This window comes from Streptomyces sp. NPDC097107 (genome assembly GCF_044762405.1).
Classification (GTDB): domain Bacteria; phylum Actinomycetota; class Actinomycetes; order Streptomycetales; family Streptomycetaceae; genus Streptomyces; species Streptomyces thinghirensis.
Genome location: NZ_JBIWEF010000007.1, coordinates 310,039 through 328,101 on the forward strand (window position 1 = coordinate 310,039; position 18,063 = coordinate 328,101).

17 protein-coding genes are annotated in these 18,063 nt (G+C 71.5%); 15 read left to right on the forward strand and 2 right to left on the reverse strand.

Going from position 1 to position 18,063, the window contains the following annotated elements:
- The first annotated feature begins 234 nt into the window (after positions 1-234).
- A complete protein-coding gene (gene rpsD, locus ACIQ1J_RS19200; RefSeq protein WP_003977321.1) occupies positions 235-849 on the forward strand; it encodes a 30S ribosomal protein S4 in 615 nt (204 codons plus the stop codon).
- Between the two features lie 48 nt (positions 850-897).
- On the opposite strand, the gene ACIQ1J_RS19205 is transcribed toward rpsD, so the two are convergent.
- Positions 898-3,084: an ATP-binding protein gene (locus ACIQ1J_RS19205; RefSeq protein ID WP_403558044.1), complete on the reverse strand. Its 2,187-nt coding sequence runs from the start codon at positions 3,082-3,084 to the stop codon at positions 898-900.
- A gap of 166 nt (positions 3,085-3,250) precedes the next feature.
- Here ACIQ1J_RS19205 and ACIQ1J_RS19210 point away from each other — a divergent pair, with 166 nt between their 5' ends.
- From ACIQ1J_RS19210 to nusB, 13 genes are all read left to right on the forward strand, one after another.
- On the forward strand, positions 3,251-3,703 hold the full coding sequence (locus ACIQ1J_RS19210) for a DUF948 domain-containing protein (RefSeq protein WP_121745912.1): 453 nt from the start codon (positions 3,251-3,253) through the stop codon (positions 3,701-3,703).
- 7 nt (positions 3,704-3,710) lie between these two features.
- Positions 3,711-4,067, forward strand: a complete 357-nt coding sequence (locus ACIQ1J_RS19215) for a hypothetical protein (protein WP_403558046.1) — start codon at positions 3,711-3,713, stop codon at positions 4,065-4,067.
- Positions 4,067-6,739 (forward strand): alanine--tRNA ligase, encoded by a 2,673-nt coding sequence (gene alaS / locus ACIQ1J_RS19220; protein WP_403558048.1) that lies wholly within the window; start codon positions 4,067-4,069, stop codon positions 6,737-6,739. The genes ACIQ1J_RS19215 and alaS overlap by 1 nt, the downstream gene beginning before the upstream one ends.
- 71 nt (positions 6,740-6,810) lie before the next feature.
- Positions 6,811-7,275, forward strand: a complete 465-nt coding sequence (gene ruvX / locus ACIQ1J_RS19225) for a Holliday junction resolvase RuvX (protein ID WP_210961540.1) — start codon at positions 6,811-6,813, stop codon at positions 7,273-7,275.
- 130 nt (positions 7,276-7,405) lie between these two features.
- The gene (gene mltG / locus ACIQ1J_RS19230) at positions 7,406-9,142 is read left to right on the forward strand and encodes an endolytic transglycosylase MltG (RefSeq protein ID WP_403558050.1); all 1,737 of its coding nucleotides are present in this window, start codon (positions 7,406-7,408) and stop codon (positions 9,140-9,142) included.
- The gene (locus tag ACIQ1J_RS19235; RefSeq protein WP_403558052.1) at positions 9,123-9,962 is read left to right on the forward strand and encodes a shikimate dehydrogenase; all 840 of its coding nucleotides are present in this window, start codon (positions 9,123-9,125) and stop codon (positions 9,960-9,962) included. The genes mltG and ACIQ1J_RS19235 overlap by 20 nt, the downstream gene beginning before the upstream one ends.
- 207 nt (positions 9,963-10,169) lie before the next feature.
- Positions 10,170-11,354, forward strand: coding sequence for a chorismate synthase (gene aroC / locus ACIQ1J_RS19240; protein ID WP_403558054.1), 1,185 nt, complete (start codon positions 10,170-10,172; stop codon positions 11,352-11,354).
- A gap of 32 nt (positions 11,355-11,386) precedes the next feature.
- The gene (locus tag ACIQ1J_RS19245) at positions 11,387-11,869 is read left to right on the forward strand and encodes a shikimate kinase (RefSeq protein ID WP_403558241.1); all 483 of its coding nucleotides are present in this window, start codon (positions 11,387-11,389) and stop codon (positions 11,867-11,869) included.
- Positions 11,866-12,957 (forward strand): 3-dehydroquinate synthase, encoded by a 1,092-nt coding sequence (gene aroB / locus ACIQ1J_RS19250; protein ID WP_210961457.1) that lies wholly within the window; start codon positions 11,866-11,868, stop codon positions 12,955-12,957. Before ACIQ1J_RS19245 ends, aroB begins: the two co-directional genes overlap by 4 nt.
- Before the next feature lie 161 nt (positions 12,958-13,118).
- Positions 13,119-14,060: a Pro-rich N-terminal domain-containing protein gene (locus ACIQ1J_RS19255; protein ID WP_403558057.1), complete on the forward strand. Its 942-nt coding sequence runs from the start codon at positions 13,119-13,121 to the stop codon at positions 14,058-14,060.
- A gap of 198 nt (positions 14,061-14,258) precedes the next feature.
- The gene (locus tag ACIQ1J_RS19260; RefSeq protein ID WP_403558059.1) at positions 14,259-15,365 is read left to right on the forward strand and encodes an aminopeptidase P family protein; all 1,107 of its coding nucleotides are present in this window, start codon (positions 14,259-14,261) and stop codon (positions 15,363-15,365) included.
- Between the two features lie 68 nt (positions 15,366-15,433).
- The gene (gene efp / locus ACIQ1J_RS19265; protein ID WP_055415926.1) at positions 15,434-16,000 is read left to right on the forward strand and encodes an elongation factor P; all 567 of its coding nucleotides are present in this window, start codon (positions 15,434-15,436) and stop codon (positions 15,998-16,000) included.
- A 2-nt stretch (positions 16,001-16,002) separates the two neighbouring features.
- Positions 16,003-16,437: a transcription antitermination factor NusB gene (gene nusB / locus ACIQ1J_RS19270; protein WP_210961454.1), complete on the forward strand. Its 435-nt coding sequence runs from the start codon at positions 16,003-16,005 to the stop codon at positions 16,435-16,437.
- A gap of 184 nt (positions 16,438-16,621) precedes the next feature.
- Here nusB and bldD read toward each other — a convergent pair whose 3' ends face one another.
- Positions 16,622-17,125: a transcriptional regulator BldD gene (bldD, locus tag ACIQ1J_RS19275; RefSeq protein WP_055415924.1), complete on the reverse strand. Its 504-nt coding sequence runs from the start codon at positions 17,123-17,125 to the stop codon at positions 16,622-16,624.
- A gap of 297 nt (positions 17,126-17,422) precedes the next feature.
- Here bldD and pyrR point away from each other — a divergent pair, with 297 nt between their 5' ends.
- The gene (gene pyrR, locus ACIQ1J_RS19280; protein WP_210961453.1) at positions 17,423-17,992 is read left to right on the forward strand and encodes a bifunctional pyr operon transcriptional regulator/uracil phosphoribosyltransferase PyrR; all 570 of its coding nucleotides are present in this window, start codon (positions 17,423-17,425) and stop codon (positions 17,990-17,992) included.
- Positions 17,993-18,063 lie beyond the last annotated feature (71 nt).

An 18,063-nucleotide genomic window follows, 5' to 3' on the forward strand; every position in this document is an offset into this window, starting at 1 on the left:
AACCCTCAGCGGGTTCCAGGAGCGTCGCGCACCGTCGATAGGTGTCGCGGGCAGCCCACCACCACCCGGAGTTCCGGAAGCGGTCGGTGGGCCACTCGCGTGCTGCACGTATGTGCCCAGACCAGGGGAGCGGCTGCCCGGCAGGTCCCACGCGGACCAGGCGGGTTTCCCCGGCTGCGGATTGCGACCTCCCTCAACCCTGACAAGCCGGAATCCAGGAAAGAGACACAGACAGTGGCGAACCAGCCCCGTCCCAAGGTCAAGAAGTCGCGTGCCCTCGGTATCGCGCTGACCCCGAAGGCCGTCAAGTACTTCGAGGCCCGCCCCTACCCGCCGGGCGAGCACGGCCGCGGCCGCAAGCAGAACTCGGACTACAAGGTCCGTCTGCTCGAGAAGCAGCGTCTGCGCGCGCAGTACGACCTCAGCGAGCGTCAGCTCGTCCGCGCCTACGAGCGTGCCTCCAAGACCAACATGAAGACCGGCGAGGCCCTGGTCATCGAGCTGGAGCGCCGCCTCGACGCGCTGGTCCTGCGTTCGGGCATCGCCCGCACGATCTACCAGGCCCGCCAGATGGTCGTGCACGGCCACATCCAGGTCAACGGCCAGAAGGTCGACAAGCCGTCCTTCCGCGTCCGCCCGGACGACGTCGTGCAGGTGCGCGAGCGCTCCAAGGAGAAGACGCTCTTCACGATCGCCCGCGAGGGTGGCTTCGCCCCCGACGGTGAGACCCCGCGCTACCTCCAGGTGAACCTCAAGGCTCTGGCGTTCCGCCTGGACCGTGAGCCGAACCGCAAGGAGATCCCGGTGATCTGCGACGAGCAGCTCGTCGTCGAGTACTACGCCCGCTGATCCAGCGGAAACGCTGAACGAGCAGGCCGCAGTAGCACCAGCGGTACCTCAGCCCGCCGTCTCCCCGCCCTTCCGGGTGGGCGAGGCGGCGGGCTTCGCAGTCCGCGCGCCCGCCGTGGCACGCCGCCCGCTCCCGCGCGGCGCCGGCAGCGAGGCCGGCGCCCCGGGCCGCCGCAGCGCCCGCGCCACCGCCTCCCGGCGGCCGAGCCGCGACCCGTGCCGCACGCACTCCTCGTACCGCTCGTCGCCCAGCTGCTCCCGCGCCGCCGCCTCGCACAGCTCGTGCGGCGCGTTGTAGTGCGCCGAGCCGAACAACGGCAGGCCCACCGACGGCCACATCCGCCCCGCCGCGCCCTGCAGCACCGCCGCCTCCGCCGCGTTCCCGTCCGCCACGGTGACCAGGGCCAGCAGTTCCACCGCCAGCACCGAGCCGAGCTGGTCCCGGAACCGGTGCGCACCGGCCAGGCAGTCGGCCAGCAGCGCGCGGGCACGTCCCGGTTCCCCGTCGCTCCACGCCGCGTAGGCCAGCACGTACAGGGCGTACCCCCGGGCCCAGCGCTCGCCGTGGTCCTCGCACACCTGGCGCACGTCCTCGCACAATCGCACCGCTTCCGGCAGATCGCCCTGGAACGCCCGCGTCATCGCCAGCTCCACCTGGCCCATCAGGACGTTGCTGTTGAGTTCGCCGATCTCCCGGTACCGCCGCAGCGCGGAGCGCAGCAGCGACTCCGCACGCGGCATGTCATCCGTGACCAGGGCCAGACACCCGGTGCGGTGCTCCGCGTAGGCCACCGCCGTGGGATTCGCCGACCGCTCGGCCTCCTCCCGGCACTCCTGGAGCGCCGCCAGCGCGGGCACCGTGTCGCCCTGCAGGATCGCCACGTAGCCGAGCACCCACAACGCCTTCAGCCGGGACTGCTCGCCCGCCGTCCCCTCCACGTCCAGCCGCACCGCCTGCTCCAGCCAGCGCCGCCCCTCCGACAGCCGTCCGCAGCCGACCCAGTGGAACCACAGCGCGCCCGCCAGATACTGGCCCAGATGAGCCTCGTCCGGCTCGGTCAGGCAGTACTCCAGGGCGCTGCGCAGATTCGGCACTTCCGCGTTCACCCGCGCGGCGACCTCACGCTGGCGCGGCGAGAACCACTCCAGCTCGCACCAGGTCGCCAGGCCCATGTACCAGTCCCGGTGCCGCCGCCGCAGCCGCGTCGCGTCACCCGTCGCCTCCAGCCAGTCGGCGCCGTACGCCCGCACCGTGTCGAGCATCCGGTAGCGCACCCCGGCCGGGGCCTCCTCGCGGGTCAGCACGGACTGCGCGAGCAGCGCGGAGAGCACGTCGAGCACGTCGTCGGCGGGCAGCCCCTCGCCGCTGCACACGTACTCGGCGGCCTCCAGGTCGAACGGTCCCGCGAACACCGACAGCCGCGCCCACAGCAGCCGCTCCGCCGGCGTGCACAGCTCATGGCTCCAGCCGATCGCCGTGCGCAGCGTGCGGTGCCGGGGCAGCGAGGTGGGGTCCCCGCCGGTCAGCAGGCGGAAACGGTCGTCCAGCCGTTGCAGCACCTGTCCCGGCGACAGCGCGTCCAGCCGCCCCGCCGCCAGTTCGATCGCCAGCGGGATACCGTCCAGGCGCCGGCACAGTTCGCGCACGTCCCCGTGGTCGTCCTCGAGGTCGGCGTCGCACCCGTACGCCAGATTCCGCTGCCCCGCCCGGACCGTCAGCAGTTCCACCGCCTCCTGCGGACTCAACGGCGCCAGCGGAACCTGCCGTTCCCCGGCCACGCCCAGCGGTCTGCGCCCCACCGCCAGGACCCGCAGCCCCGGAGCGCGGCCCAGCAGGTCGGTCGTCAGCGCGGCACAGGCGTCCACCAGGTGCTCGACCCCGTCGAGGACCAGGAGCAACTCCCGCCCGGCGAGGTGCGCGAGCAGCGCCTCGCGCGGCAGCCGCGCCGTGTGGTCCGTCAGGCCCAGCGCCTCCACGACCGCGTAGTCGACGAACTCCTCGTCGCGCACCGGCGCCAGTTCCACCCGCCACACGCCGTCCCGGGGCGCGCACCGCGCGGCCGCCCGCGCCGCCAGCCGCGACTTCCCGACCCCACCGGTCCCGGTCACTGTCACCAGCCGCCCGGAGCCCAGCGCCCCGGCCAGCTCCGCGAGTTCCGCCGCTCTCCCCACGAAGGCGTCGAGTTCCAGCGGTAGGTTGCCGTGCGGGATTCCGTCGCGTCGAAGGTCTCGCATGAAACACGGAGCGTACTGAACCGAATTCGCTCCGTACAGCCGCTTGTCGTGATTCCATCCCCCCGCACCGCGCGCCGGACGACGATCCGGTACGGAGCCCCGCGCCCGGCGCGATAGGCTCGGTGAACGACTTTCCCGATGTTCAGGCACGTCTTTCAGGGAGCGGGTGCACACAGTGTCCGGTGGCGAGGTGGCCGGGATCCTGGTGGCCGTCTTCTGGGCGATCCTGGTCTCCTTCCTCGCCGTCGCACTGGCGAGGCTGGCCCAGACGCTCAGGGCGACCACCAAGCTCGTGGCGGACGTGACCGACCAGGCCGTCCCGCTGCTGTCCGACGCCTCGTCGGCGGTGCGCTCCGCGCAGACCCAGATCGACCGGGTCGACGCGATCGCCTCCGACGTCCAGGAGGTCACGTCGAACGCCTCCGCGCTGTCCACTACCGTGGCCTCCACGTTCGGCGGCCCCCTGGTCAAGGTCGCCGCGTTCGGGTACGGCGTGCGCCGGGCACTCGGCGGTCGCAAGGAGGACGTGCCCGCGGGCCCGGCCAAGGAGCCGCGGCGCACCGTGATCGTCGGCCGTACGATCCCGGCGGCGCGGCGGACGAAGCGGAAGAAGGACTGATCCAGCGATGTTCCGCCGTACGTTCTGGTTCGGCACCGGCGTCGCCGCCGGCGTGTGGGCCACCACCAAGGTCAACCGGAAGCTCAAGCAGCTGACCCCCGAAAGCCTCGCCGCGACCGCGGCGAACAAGGCGCTCGACGCGGGCACCCGGTTCAAGGACCGCGCGGTGGGCTTCGCGCTCGACGTCCGCGAGAACATGGCCCAGCGGGAGGCCGAACTGGACGACGCGCTCGGGCTGAACGCCCCCGTCGACCGCGAACTCCCCGAACCCCGGCGCTACAACGCCATCGAGAACCGCAACAACCCGAAGTCCGTCGTCGACGTCAGGGCGACGTACTCGTACAACCGGAATGAGGACCACTGATGGAGTCGGCCGAGATTCGTCGCCGCTGGTTGAGCTTCTTCGAGGAGCGCGGTCACACCGTCGTCCCTTCGGCGTCGCTCATCGCGGACGACCCGACTCTGCTGCTGGTCCCGGCCGGCATGGTGCCCTTCAAGCCCTACTTCCTGGGTGAGGTCAAGCCGCCCTTCGACCGCGCCACCAGCGTGCAGAAGTGCGTGCGCACGCCGGACATCGAAGAGGTCGGCAAGACCACCCGCCACGGCACCTTCTTCCAGATGTGCGGCAACTTCTCCTTCGGCGACTACTTCAAGGAAGGCGCCATCAAGTACGCCTGGGAGCTGCTCACCAGCGCCCAGGACAAGGGCGGCTACGGCCTCGACCCCGAGCGCCTGTGGATCACCGTCTACAAGGACGACGACGAGGCCGAACGCATCTGGCACGACGTCGTCGGCGTCCCCTCCGAGCGCATCCAGCGCCTCGGCAAGAAGGACAACTACTGGTCCATGGGCGTCCCCGGCCCCTGCGGCCCCTGTTCCGAGATCAACTACGACCGCGGCCCCGAGTTCGGCGCCGAGGGCGGCCCCGCCGTCAACGACGAGCGGTACGTGGAGATCTGGAACCTCGTCTTCATGCAGTACGAGCGGGGCGAGGGCATCGGCAAGGAGGACTTCGAGATCCTCGGGGACCTGCCGAGCCAGAACATCGACACGGGCCTCGGCCTGGAGCGGCTCGCCATGATTCTGCAGGGCGTGCAGAACATGTACGAGATCGACACCTCCATGGCCGTCATCAAGAAGGCCACCGAGCTGACCGGCGTTGCCTACGGCGACGCCCACGCCTCGGACGTCTCCCTGCGCGTGGTCACCGACCACATGCGCACCTCCGTGATGCTCATCGGCGACGGCGTCACCCCCGGCAACGAGGGCCGCGGCTACGTCCTGCGCCGCATCATGCGCCGCGCCATCCGCAACATGCGCCTGCTCGGCGCCACCGGTCCGGTCGTCAAGGACCTGATCGACGTCGTCATCGGGATGATGGGGCAGCAGTACCCCGAGCTGATCACCGACCGCGAGCGGATCGAGAAGGTCGCCCTCGCCGAGGAGAACGCCTTCCTCAAGACGCTGAAGGCCGGCACCAACATCCTCGACACCGCCGTCAGCGACACCAAGGCCACCGGTGGCACCGTCCTCGCCGGCGACAAGGCGTTCCTGCTCCACGACACCTGGGGCTTCCCGATCGACCTCACCCTGGAGATGGCTGCCGAGCAGGGGCTCTCCGTGGACGAGGACGGATTCCGCCGCCTCATGAAGGAGCAGCGGGAGCGCGCCAAGGCCGACGCCCAGGCCAAGAAGACCGGCCACGCCGGCACCGGCGCCTACCGCGAGATCGCCGACAAGGCCGGCGCCACCGACTTCGTCGGCTACAGCGACACCGAGAGCGAGTCCCGAATCGTCGGCATCCTCGTCGACGGCGCCTCCTCCCCGGCCGCCACCGAGGGCGACGAGGTCGAGATCGTCCTCGACCGCACCCCCTTCTACGCCGAGGGCGGCGGCCAGATCGGTGACACCGGCCGGATCAAGGTCGACACCGGTGCCGTCATCGAGATCCGCGACTGCCAGAAGCCGGTCCCGGGCGTGTACGTCCACAAGGGCGTCGTCCAGGTCGGCGAGGTCACCGTCGGTGCCAAGGCCCAGGCCTCCATCGACGACCGCCGCCGCAAGGCCATCGCCCGCGCCCACTCGGCCACCCACCTCACCCACCAGGCGCTGCGCGACGCCCTCGGCCCGACGGCCGCCCAGGCCGGTTCCGAGAACCAGCCCGGCCGCTTCCGCTTCGACTTCGGCTCGCCCGCCGCCGTCCCGACGGCCGTGATGACCGACGTCGAGCAGAAGATCAACGAGGTGCTCGCCCGCGACCTCGACGTGCGCGCCGACGTCATGGGCATCGACGAGGCCAAGAAGCAGGGCGCCATCGCCGAGTTCGGCGAGAAGTACGGCGAGCGCGTGCGCGTCGTGACCATCGGCGACTTCTCCAAGGAGCTGTGCGGCGGCACCCACGTGCACAACACCGCCCAGCTCGGCCTGGTCAAGCTGCTCGGCGAGTCCTCCATCGGCTCCGGCGTGCGCCGGATCGAGGCTCTGGTCGGCGTGGACGCCTACAACTTCCTCGCCCGTGAGCACACGGTCGTCGCCCAGCTCCAGGAGCTGATCAAGGGCCGCCCGGAGGAGCTCCCGGAGAAGGTCTCCGCGATGCTCGGCAAGCTGAAGGACGCCGAGAAGGAGATCGAGAAGTTCCGCGCCGAGAAGGTCCTCCAGGCCGCCGGCTCGCTCGCCGACTCCGCCAAGGACGTGCGCGGTGTCGCCCTGGTGACCGGTCAGGTCCCGGACGGCACCACCGCCGACGACCTGCGCAAGCTGGTCCTCGACGTGCGCGGCCGCATCCAGGGCGGCCGGGCCGCGGTCGTGGCCCTGTTCACGACCGTCAACGGCAAGCCCCTGACGGTCATCGCCACCAACGAGGCCGCCCGCGAGCGCGGTCTCAAGGCCGGTGACCTGGTGCGCACCGCCGCCAAGACCCTCGGCGGCGGCGGTGGCGGCAAGCCGGACGTCGCCCAGGGCGGCGGCCAGAACCCCGCCGCCATCGGTGACGCCGTCGACGCCGTCGAGCGTCTCGTGGCGGACAGCGCCAAGTGAGCGGCCCGGCGAACGGCCCGAGCGGCGGCCGGGTGGACGAGCCGGCTGACGCCCCGGCGGACGGCCCGGTCATGCGCCGCGGTCGCCGCCTGGCCGTCGACGTCGGGGACGCCCGTATCGGGGTCGCCTCGTGCGACCCCGACGGAATCCTCGCCACGCCGGTGGAGACCGTCCCCGGACGCGACGTCCCCGCGGCCCACCGCCGCCTGCGGCAACTGGTCGAGGAGTACGAACCGATCGAGGTCGTCGTCGGTCTCCCTCGTTCCCTCAAGGGGGGCGAGGGGCCGGCCGCGGCCAAGGTCAGGCGCTTCGCGCAGGAGCTGGCCCGTGGCATCGCGCCGGTCCCGGTCAGGCTCGTCGACGAGCGGATGACCACGGTGACCGCCAGTCAGGGACTGCGCGCCTCCGGAGTGAAGTCCAGGAAGGGCCGGTCCGTCATCGACCAGGCCGCCGCTGTGATCATCCTTCAGCAGGCGCTGGAATCCGAACGGGTGTCAGGCAGAGCACCCGGCGAGGGCGTCGAAGTGGTCATCTGATCGCGATACGGTAACGTTCCGCGCGATGCGGAGGCATTCGAACAGCCACCGCACAGCAAGAGGCGGAACGGAAGCGGGCCCTCCATGACAGGCCGCGCGTGCCCCGTCGCCTCGCGGCTCTAGGGGATCGATGACTGAGTATGGCCGGGGCCCAGGCTCCGAACCGTGGCATCCGGAGGACCCGTTGTACGGGGACGGCGGATGGGGCGGACAGCAGGCCCATACGGGTCAGCAGTCCCCCTACGGCGGCCAGCCACAGCAGTATCCGGAGCAGCAGCAGTCGCAGCAGCAGTACGGCGACTGGGGCGACGGCGGCCAGTCCGCATACGGTCAGCAGCCGCAGTACGACCAGTACGGTCAGCAGCAGCCCCCCGAGCCGCAGTACGACCAGTACGGTCAGCCGCGGTACGACCAGCAGCAGTACGACCGGCAGTACGCCTCCCAGGGGCAGCCCCAGCACGGCTACGACAACGGCGGCTGGGGTGCCGGCGCGCGTCCCCACGCGCAGTACCCCGCCGACCCGTCGGATCCCTACGGCCAGCAGTCCGCCGCCTACGGCCCGGAGCAGCCCGACTTCTACGGCACCCCGGAGGCGTACCCGCCGCCGGAACCGCCCGCCCGCCGGCGCACCGAGCCCGATCCCCAGCACACCGACTGGGACCCCGGTCCCGACGAGGGCGAGCACGCCTTCTTCACGGGCGGGGACGCGGACGCAGAAGGCGACGACTTCGGCGGCCGTGGGCGCGGTGACCGCAGGGGCAGGGGCGGTCGCGGCGGCAAGCCCAAGAAGGGCCGCAGCGGGGTCGCGTGCCTCGTGGTCTGCCTGGTACTGGGCGGCGGCGTGGCGGGAGTCGCATATTTCGGCTACCAGTTCTACCAGGATCGTTTCGGCGCGGCCCCGGACTACGCGGGCGACGGCAACGGCGAGCAGGTGACCGTCTCCATCCCCAAGGGCGCGGGCGGCTCGACCATCGGCCAGGAGCTGAAGCGGAAGGGCGTGGTGAAGAGCGTCGACGCCTTCATCACCGCCCAGCAGAGCAATCCCCGCGGCAAGAGCATCCAGGACGGCGCGTACACGCTGGAGAAGGAGATGTCGGCCGAGAGCGCGGTCGAACTCCTGCTCAACCCCAAGAGCCGCAGCAACCTGATCATCGCCGAGGGCAAGCGCAACGTCGACGTCTACAAGATGATCGACAAGCAGCTCGGGGTGGACGAGGGAACCACGGCCGGAGTCGCCAAGACCGAGTGGAAGAGCCTCGGCCTGCCCGACTGGGCGACGAACCACAAGAACGTGAAGGATCCGCTGGAAGGATTCCTCTACCCGTCCAGCTACTCGGCGGCCAAGGGGCAGAAGCCCGAGGACGTGCTGAAGCAGATGGTGGCGCGGGCCACCGAGCAGTACGAGGAAATCGGACTCGAGGAGAAGGCGGAGGGCCTCGGCCTCGAAGGTCCCTGGCAGCTGCTCACCGTGGCGAGCCTGGTGCAGGCCGAGGGCAAGACGCACGACGACTTCCGCAGGATGTCCGAGGTCGTCTACAACCGGCTCAAGCCCACCAACACGGAGACCAACCAGGAACTTCAGTTCGACTCGTCCTTCAACTACCTGAAGGGCCAGAGCAAGATCCGCATCAGCGAGTCCGAGATCAACAGCAACCCGGACCCGTACAACACCTACACCAACAAGGGCCTGCCGCCCGGACCCATCGGCAACCCCGGCGCGGAGGCGCTGCAGGCGGCGCTCGCACCCACGAAGGACGGCTGGATGTACTTCGTGGCCACCGACGGCGTGAGCAAGACCGAGTTCGCCAAGACGCACGACGAGTTCCTGAAACTGAAGGAAAAGTACAATGCCAGCTCCGGCAGCTGACCGTCGCCGGGCCGCCGTCCTCGGCTCTCCGGTCGCGCACTCCCTCTCCCCGGTGCTGCACCACGCCGCCTATGCGGAGCTGGGTCTGGAGAACTGGACGTACGACCGTTTCGACGTCGACGAGGAGGCGCTGCCGCGCTTCTTCGAGCAGCTGGGCCCCGAATGGGCGGGCCTGTCGCTGACCATGCCGCTCAAGCGGGCGGTCATCCCGCTGCTCGACGAGATCAGCGGGACTGCGGCCTCCGTGGACGCGGTGAACACCGTGGTCCTCACCGAGGACGGCCGCAGGACCGGCGACAACACCGACATCCCCGGCATCGTCGCCGCCCTGCGCGAACACGGCATCGTGAAGGTCGAGACCGCGGCGGTCCTCGGCGCCGGCGCCACCGCCTCCTCCGCGCTGGCCGCGCTGGCCCGGATCTGCACCGGCGAGGTCGCCGTCTACGTCCGCAGTCAGGCGCGCGCCGCCGAGATGCGGGGCTGGGCCGAACGGCTGGACGTCACCGTGCGCATCGCCGACTGGGCGGACGCCGAGGAGGCGCTGCGTGCCCCGCTGGTGGTGGCCACCACCCCGGCCGGCGCCACCGACGCCCTCGCCGCCGCCGTCCCCGAGATGCCCGTGACCCTCTTCGACGTGCTCTACGACCCCTGGCCGACCGCACTCGCCGCCCGCTGGTCGGCGTACGGCGGGGCCGTGGTCAGCGGGCTCGACCTGCTGCTCCACCAGGCGGTGCTCCAGGTGGAGCAGATGACGGGCCGCGCCCCGGCCCCGCTCGCCGCCATGCGCCGCGCGGGAGAGCGCGCCCTCGCGGCCCGGTAGCGTCCCTCCGGCCCGCAGGCGTGCCCGCGCCCTCGCCCGGCGTCCGCGCGCCCGTCCGCCAGATGGACCGGCGGCCGGGCCGGGCGACCGGACGTGGGAGGATCGGAGGTGGCGGACCGGGGCCCGCGCACCCGGACACGCCGTAGCCGTACGCGGAGAAGACGCGTACGCAGGGCATAACCGGGGCGCGAGCACTGAGGAGCACCGTTGAGCAGGTTGCGCTGGCTGACCGCGGGGGAGTCCCACGGTCCCGCACTCGTCGCGACGCTGGAGGGTCTGCCCGCCGGCGTGCCGATCACCACGGACATGGTCGCGGACCACCTGGCGAGGCGGCGGCTCGGCTACGGTCGCGGTGCGCGGATGAAGTTCGAGCGGGACGAGGTCACCTTCCTCGGTGGCGTCCGGCACGGGCTCACCCTCGGTTCCCCGGTCGCGGTCATGGTCGGCAACACCGAGTGGCCCAAGTGGGAGCAGGTCATGTCGGCCGACCCGGTGGATCCCGAGGTGCTGGCCGGTCTGGCGCGCAACGCCCCGCTGACCCGCCCCCGTCCCGGCCATGCCGACCTCGCGGGCATGCAGAAGTACGGCTTCGACGAGGCCCGGCCGATCCTGGAGCGCGCCTCCGCGCGGGAGACCGCCGCCCGGGTGGCACTGGGCGCGGTGGCGCGCTCGTACCTGAGGGAGACGGCCGGCATCGAGGTCGTCAGCCACGTCGTCGAACTGGCCGCCGCCAAGGCTCCCTACGGCGTGTACCCGACGCCGGCGGACGTGGAGAAGCTGGACGCCGACCCGGTGCGCTGCCTGGACGCGGACGCCTCGCAGGCGATGGTCGCGGAGATCGACCAGGCGCACAAGGACGGCGACACGCTCGGCGGCGTGGTCGAGGTGCTGGCCTACGACGTCCCGGTCGGACTCGGCTCGCACGTGCACTGGGACCGCCGGCTGGACGCCCGGCTGGCCGCCGCCCTCATGGGCATCCAGGCCATCAAGGGCGTCGAGGTCGGCGACGGCTTCGGACTGGCCCGGGTGCCCGGCTCCCGGGCGCACGACGAGATCCTCACCGGCCCCGACGGCATCAAGCGGGCGTCCGGCCGCTCCGGCGGCACCGAGGGAGGTCTCACCACCGGCGAGCTGCTGCGCGTGAAGGCGGCCATGAAGCCGATCGCGACCGTGCCGCGGGCTCTGCAGACGGTGGACGTCGCCACCGGCGAGGCCGCGCAGGCCCACCACCAGCGCTCCGACGTGTGCGCGGTACCCGCCGCCGGCATCGTCGCCGAGGCGATGGTCGCCCTGGTGCTGGCGGACGCGGTGGCGGAGAAGTTCGGCGGCGACAGCGTCACCGAGACCCGCCGCAACGTCACCTCGTACCTCGACAACCTGGCCATCCGGTGACCGCGGCCCCGCTGATCGTCCTCGTCGGCCCGATGGGCGTCGGCAAGTCCACCGTCGGACAGCTCCTCGCCGAGCGGCTCGGCGTCGGCTACCGGGACACGGACGAGGACATCGTCACCGGGCAGGGGCGCACCGTCGCCGACATCTTCGTCGACGAGGGCGAGGCGGCCTTCCGGGCCCTGGAGAAACGGACCGTGCACCGGGCGCTCGCCGAGCACGACGGCGTCCTCGCCCTCGGCGGCGGCGCGATCCTGGACGCGGACACGCGCCGCCTGCTTGTCGCGCAGCGCGTCGTCTACCTCTCGATGGACGTCGAGGAGGCCGTCAGGCGCACCGGCCTGAACGCCGCGCGGCCGCTGCTTGCGGTCAATCCGCGCAGACAGTGGCGTGAGCTGATGGAAGCCCGCCGCCACCTGTACGAGGAGGTCGCCACGGTCGTCGTGGCCACCGACGGGCGCACGCCGGAAGAAGTCACCCGAGGCGCCCTCGACGCACTGGAGTTGAAAGAAGCATGAGCGAGGCAGTCACCCGGATCCAGGTCGGCGGCACCGCGGGATCCGACCCCTACGAGGTCCTGGTGGGCCGTCAGCTCCTGGGCGAGCTCGGTGGTCTGATCGGCCCGAAGGCCAAGAAGGTCGCGGTGATCCACCCCGAGGCCCTCGCCGAGACCGGCGACGCGCTGCGCGCCGACCTCGCCGGGCAGGGCTACGAGGCGATCGCCATCCAGGTGCCCAACGCCGAGGAGGCGAAGACCGCCGAGGTCGCCGCCTACTGCTGGAAGGCGCTCGGCCAGTCCGGCTTCACCCGCACCGACGTGATCGTCGGTGTCGGCGGCGGGGCCAGCACCGACCTGGCCGGTTTCGTGGCAGCGACCTGGTTGCGCGGCGTGCGCTGGATCGCCGTCCCCACCACCGTGCTGGCCATGGTGGACGCGGCCGTCGGCGGCAAGACCGGCATCAACACCGCCGAGGGCAAGAACCTCGTCGGCTCCTTCCACCCGCCGGCCGGTGTCCTGTGCGACCTGGCCGCGCTGGACTCCCTCCCGGTCAACGACTACGTCTCCGGGCTCGCCGAGGTCATCAAGGCCGGCTTCATCGCCGACCCGGTGATCCTGGACCTGATCGAGTCCGACCCCCGGGCCGCGCGCACCCCGGCCGGACCGCACACCTCCGAGCTGATCGTGCGTTCGATCAGGGTCAAGGCGGAGGTCGTCTCCTCCGACCTGAAGGAGGCGGGCCTGCGGGAGATCCTCAACTACGGTCACACGCTCGGCCACGCCATCGAGAAGAACGAGCGCTACAAGTGGCGTCACGGCGCCGCGGTCTCGGTCGGTATGCACTTCGCCGCCGAACTGGGCCGCCTCGCGGGCCGCTTGGACGACGCGACCGCCGACCGCCACCGCACCATCCTCGAATCGGTCGGCCTCCCGCTGCACTACCGCCACGACCAGTGGCCCAAGCTGGTCGAGAACATGAAGGTCGACAAGAAGTCCCGCGGCGACCTGCTGCGTTTCATCGTCCTGGACGGCCTCGCCAAGCCCACCGTCCTGGAGGGCCCCGACCCGGCCGTCCTCCTCGCCGCCTACGGCGAGGTGGGCGAGTAGTACCCCGGCGTACCTTCCGTCCGATTCGCCTTGCGGGACGGGCACTTCGGACCGCCCCCGGCCGTTCACCAAACGACGGCCGGGGGCGGTACCGTTCGGTAGCAAGCGGGCCCCGTCCCGCTGTCAGCGCCCATCGCCTGTACGAGACGGAGTGGCACCGGATGCAGCACGCAGTGGGTTCTCCGCTGCCGCCGCCCCATCAGCCGGGGCACGGACCGGCCGTCGGCTGGTCACCGGCCGCACACCACCCGGGCCCGCACCAGGGTTCCGCCCCCGTTCCTCCGCCTGCACCGGGTTGTCCCGTGCAGGCCCCGCTCCCCGCGGCACCCCATCAGGTCCCGGCTCCGGGACCGCAGCAGACTCCGGGACCGCAGCATGTCCCCGGCCCGCAACTGGCTCCGGGGCCGGGTCCGGTTCCGGGTCCGCACCAGCCTGCCCCCGTCCCACCGTCCCCGGAAGGCACCGGCCACGTACCGCTGCCGCCCGGCGGCCCCGTCGCCGTGCCCAGCGTGCCGCCTGCCACGGCCGCCGCGCCCGACCCCACCACGACCACCCTCGCGGTACTGCTCATCGGCCCCGCGGGCGCCGGCAAGACCAGCGTCGCCAAGTACTGGGCGGACCACCGCCGGGTCCCCACCGCGCACATCAGCCTCGACGACGTCCGCGAATGGGTCCGCTCCGGCTTCGCCGACCCCCAGACCGGGTGGAACGAGCACTCCGAGGCCCAGTACCGCCTCGCCCGCCGCACCTGCGGCTTCTCCGCGCGCAACTTCCTCGCCAACGGCATCTCGTGCATCCTCGACGACGCGGTCTTCCCGGACCGCCCGGTCGTCGGCCTCGGCGGCTGGAAGCGGCACGTCGGTCCCGGCCTGCTGCCGGTCGTCCTCCTGCCGGGCCTGGACATCGTCCTGGAGCGCAACGCCGAACGCAGCGGTAACCGGCGCCTCACCGACGAGGAGGTGGCCCGCATCCACGGCCGGATGGCCGGCTGGTACGGCTCGGGCCTCCCGATCATCGACAACTCCCAACTCGACATCCCGGAAACCGCCCACCTCCTCGACGAGGTCCTCTCCCGCTCGATAGCCAGCCCACCCAGCTGGTAAGCGTCCGCGGGGGCGCGGGGGCGTATCGATGTGCGGCTCCGCCGCGGGGCGCGAGCAGGCCCACCGGGCGTTCGGACGCCACACAGCACGAGGCCCCGCCCCCATGGGCGCACCCCTTGAGCCCATGGGGGTGCGCCGGGCCCGCCCACTCGGCCCATCCAAGCGGCGCACCCCCGGCGGAGCTCATACGCTCGGCTCATGTCAGAGGTGTACGCGGCCCGCCGGACGCGCCTACGAGAACGCTGCAACGCGGGCGGCAGCGCGGCGGCGCTCGTCTCCCGGCCCGCCAACGTGCGCTATCTCGCGGGCGCCGCCCCGCACGGTGCTGTACTGCTGCTGGGCCAGACCGAGGATCTCCTGGTCTGCTCCGGCCCGCCGGACGACCGGTCGGCACAGGGCCGGCCCGACGAGTCCCTGCCGGTGCGCGCGCTGTCCGGACCCGGTGGCGACCCGGCCGTCGCGGCCACCGGCCTCGCCGCGGCCCAGGGCACCGAGTCCCTCGCCACGGAGGACCACCACCTCACCGTGGTCCGGCACCGCGCCATGCGCTCGGTCGCGCCCCGGCTGCGCCTGACCGACCTCGGCCAGGCGGTAGAGCAGCTCCGGGTGGTCAAGGACGAGGAGGAGATCTCCTGTCTGCGCATCGGTGCCGAGATCGCCGACCAGGCCCTCGGCGAACTCCTGGAGTCCATCCTGGTCGGCCGCACCGAACGGCACCTCGCCCTGGAACTGGAGCGCCGTCTGGTCGACCACGGCGCCGACGGGCCCGCCTTCCCCACCTCCGTCGGCACCGGCCCGAACTCGGGACGCCGCGGCCACCGGCCCACCGACCGGCGCGTGGAGGAGGGCGACTTCCTGTCCGTCTGCCTGGGCGCGACCTACCGCGGCTACCGCTGCGAGATCGGCCGTACGTTCGTCATCGGCACCTCGCCGGCCGACTGGCAGATCGAGCTGTACGACCTCGTCTTCGCGGCCCAGCGAGCCGGCCGGGAGGCCCTGGCACCCGGCGCCGCCTGCCGCGACGTGGACCGTGCCGCCCGCCAGGCACTGGACTCGGCGGGGTACGCGGAGAACCTTCCGACGCTCACCGGTCACGGTGTCGGACTCGAAATCGACGAGGACCCGCAGTTGGCCCCCGCGGCCATGGGTAAACTGGACGCTTGTGTGCCGGTCACCGTCGAACCGGGGGTTCACCTCCCGGGCCGGGGCGGGGTCCGGATCGATGACACGCTCGTCGTGCGCCCCGAGGCGGACGGCGGACCCGAGCTACTCACCATCACGACCAAGGAGCTGCTCGCGCTCTAGCCTTCGCGCTGTGCGCGGGCCTGCACCGGGGTCGTCCACGTCAGTCCAGTCCAGGAGATTCCGCAACCGTGGCTTCCACGAACGACCTCAAGAACGGCATGGTGCTCAAGCTCGAAGGCGGCCAGCTCTGGTCCGTCGTCGAGTTCCAGCACGTCAAGCCCGGCAAGGGCCCCGCCTTCGTGCGCACCAAGCTCAAGAACGTGCTTTCCGGCAAGGTCGTCGACAAGACCTTCAACGCCGGCGTCAAGGTCGAGACGGCCACTGTCGACAAGCGTGACATGCAGTTCTCGTACATGGACGGCGACTACTTCGTCTTCATGGACATGGAGACCTACGACCAGCTGCACGTCGACCGCAAGGCCGTCGGCGACGCCGCCAACTTCCTGGTGGAGGGCTTCACCGCCACCGTCGCGCAGCACGAGGGCGAGGTGCTCTTCGTCGAGCTGCCCGCCGCCGTCGAGCTCACCATCCAGGAGACCGAGCCGGGCGTCCAGGGCGACCGCTCCACCGGCGGCACCAAGCCCGCCATCCTGGAGACCGGTCACCAGATCAACGTCCCGCTCTTCATCACCACCGGTGAGAAGATCAAGGTCGACACCCGCTCCAGCGACTACCTCGGCCGGGTGAACAGCTAACCGTGGCTGCCCGCAACACGGCCCGCAAGCGCGCCTTCCAGATCCTCTTCGAGGGCGATCAGCGCGGCGCCGACGTCCTGACGGTCCTCGCCGACTGGGTCCGGCACGCCCGGTCCGACACCCGGCAGCCGCCGGTGAGCGAGTACACGATGGAGCTGGTCGAGGGCTACGCCGAGCGCGCGAAGCGCATCGACGAGCTCATCGCCCAGTACTCGGTCGGCTGGACGCTCGACCGCATGCCGGTCGTCGACCGCAACATCCTGCGCCTGGGCGCGTACGAGCTGATCTGGGTCGACGCGACCCCGGACGCCGTCGTCCTGGACGAGATGGTGCAGCTGGCGAAGGAGTTCTCCACGGACGAGTCGCCCGCGTTCGTCAACGGCCTGCTCGGCCGGTTGAAGGACCTCAAGTCCTCGCTGCGTCGCGACGAGAGCTGAGAGGGGCCCAAAGGAGCCCGGGAGACCCAACCACGCCGGAGGGCCCGCAGCGCCCTGCTGCGGGCCCTCCGGCGTGGTTGCCCGTACCGCCTGACGCCCGAGGCACAGAAGAAGCCGCCGGGGTGGCCGGAACCGCTTGGTTCCGGCCACCCCGGCGGCACGTTTCTGCTGAGGCGGCTGCGGCTCAGAGGTCCTCGTGGGACGCCACCGCGCGACGCGCGTCCGCGTCCAGGACGCCCCAGCTGATCAGCTGCTCGGTGAGGACCGAGGGCGACTGGTCGTAGATGACGGCGAGTGTGCGCAGGTCGTCCTGGCGGATCGAGAGCACCTTGCCGTTGTAGTCACCGCGCTGCGACTGGATCGTGGCCGCGTACCGCTGGAGGGGGCCCGCCTTCTCGGCCGGCACCGTGGCCAGCCGCTCCAGGTCCAGGACCAGCTTCGGCGGCGGCTCGGCGGCACCGCCCGGGGTGGTGCCCGGGAGCAGCTCCTGTACGGGAACGCCGTAGAAGTCCGCCAGCTCGGCGAGGCGCTGCACGGTGACGGCACGGTCGCCGCGCTCGTACGAACCGACCACGACGGCCTTCCAACGGCCCTGGGACTTCTCCTCGACACCATGGAGGGAAAGGCCCTGCTGGGTGCGGATGGCCCGGAGCTTGGCCCCGAGCTGTTTGGCGTATTCGCTGGACATATGGCTCCCCGGACAAGGTGTCGACGCGGCCTGCTGTGGTGCGAGCCGCGCGGCTGGTAACTCACTGTGAGGTTACGCAGCGTTACTCTCCTGCGTCAAGCCGAATGGTCCGCACCGGCTCTTCCGTGGTACCCGCGATCCGTTACGCCGAGCGGGTGACGCGCGTGCGCCAAAGGGGTGACGGGGGAGTGTCAGGGGGGTCCGCAGGTCGTCTCTGTGAGCCTGATACCGTAGGTGGCGCATATCCGACGTCCTTTAAGGTCCGTCCCGTGAGGCGGAGAAGGAGGTCCGTTTCTTATGGACAAGCAGCAAGAAGCCCGGCCCGTTCTCGAAGGGCCCGACATCGCACGGGTCCTCACCCGCATCGCCCACGAGATCGTCGAACGCGCCAAGGGCGCCGACGACGTGGTGCTCCTCGGCATTCCGACCCGGGGCGTCTTCCTCGCCCGGCGGCTCGCCGACAAGCTCGAGCAGATCACCGAGCGCAAGATTCCGGTCGGCTCGCTCGACATCACCATGTACCGCGACGACCTGCGCATGCACCCGCCGCGAGCGCTGGCCCGCACCGAGATCCCCGGCGACGGCATCGACGGCCGCCTGGTCGTCCTCGTCGACGACGTGCTCTTCTCCGGCCGCACCATCCGCGCCGCCCTCGACGCGCTGAACGACATCGGCCGCCCGCGCGCGGTGCAGCTCGCCGTGCTCGTCGACCGCGGCCACCGCGAACTGCCCATCCGCGCCGACTACGTCGGCAAGAACCTCCCCACGTCGCTGCGGGAGACGGTCAAGGTCCAGCTCGCCGAGGAGGACGGTCGCGACACCGTGCTGCTCGGTGCCAAGCCGGCCACCCCGGGCGCCCACCCTTAGCACCTCGCGTACGCGTTCAGCCGTGCCGTACGCCCGCTCGGCGCGCCCGCACGCGTACCCGGCCGCCCGAA

Excerpts from the sequence above, each read along its gene's own strand:
- ruvX (WP_210961540.1), top strand. The coding sequence starts at position 6,811 with ATGCGCCGCGGTCGCCGCCTGGCCGTCGACGTCGGGGACGCCCGTATC.
- bldD (WP_055415924.1), bottom strand. The coding sequence starts at position 17,125 with ATGTCCAGCGAATACGCCAAACAGCTCGGGGCCAAGCTCCGGGCCATC.
- aroB (WP_210961457.1), top strand. The coding sequence starts at position 11,866 with ATGAGCGAGGCAGTCACCCGGATCCAGGTCGGCGGCACCGCGGGATCC.
- ACIQ1J_RS19215 (WP_403558046.1), top strand. The coding sequence starts at position 3,711 with ATGTTCCGCCGTACGTTCTGGTTCGGCACCGGCGTCGCCGCCGGCGTG.
- pyrR (WP_210961453.1), top strand. The coding sequence starts at position 17,423 with ATGGACAAGCAGCAAGAAGCCCGGCCCGTTCTCGAAGGGCCCGACATC.
- ACIQ1J_RS19260 (WP_403558059.1), top strand. The coding sequence starts at position 14,259 with ATGTCAGAGGTGTACGCGGCCCGCCGGACGCGCCTACGAGAACGCTGC.
- ACIQ1J_RS19205 (WP_403558044.1), bottom strand. The coding sequence starts at position 3,084 with ATGCGAGACCTTCGACGCGACGGAATCCCGCACGGCAACCTACCGCTG.
- ACIQ1J_RS19255 (WP_403558057.1), top strand. The coding sequence starts at position 13,119 with ATGCAGCACGCAGTGGGTTCTCCGCTGCCGCCGCCCCATCAGCCGGGG.
- alaS (WP_403558048.1), top strand. The coding sequence starts at position 4,067 with ATGGAGTCGGCCGAGATTCGTCGCCGCTGGTTGAGCTTCTTCGAGGAG.
- ACIQ1J_RS19235 (WP_403558052.1), top strand. The coding sequence starts at position 9,123 with ATGCCAGCTCCGGCAGCTGACCGTCGCCGGGCCGCCGTCCTCGGCTCT.
- ACIQ1J_RS19245 (WP_403558241.1), top strand. The coding sequence starts at position 11,387 with ATGGGCGTCGGCAAGTCCACCGTCGGACAGCTCCTCGCCGAGCGGCTC.
- mltG (WP_403558050.1), top strand. The coding sequence starts at position 7,406 with ATGACTGAGTATGGCCGGGGCCCAGGCTCCGAACCGTGGCATCCGGAG.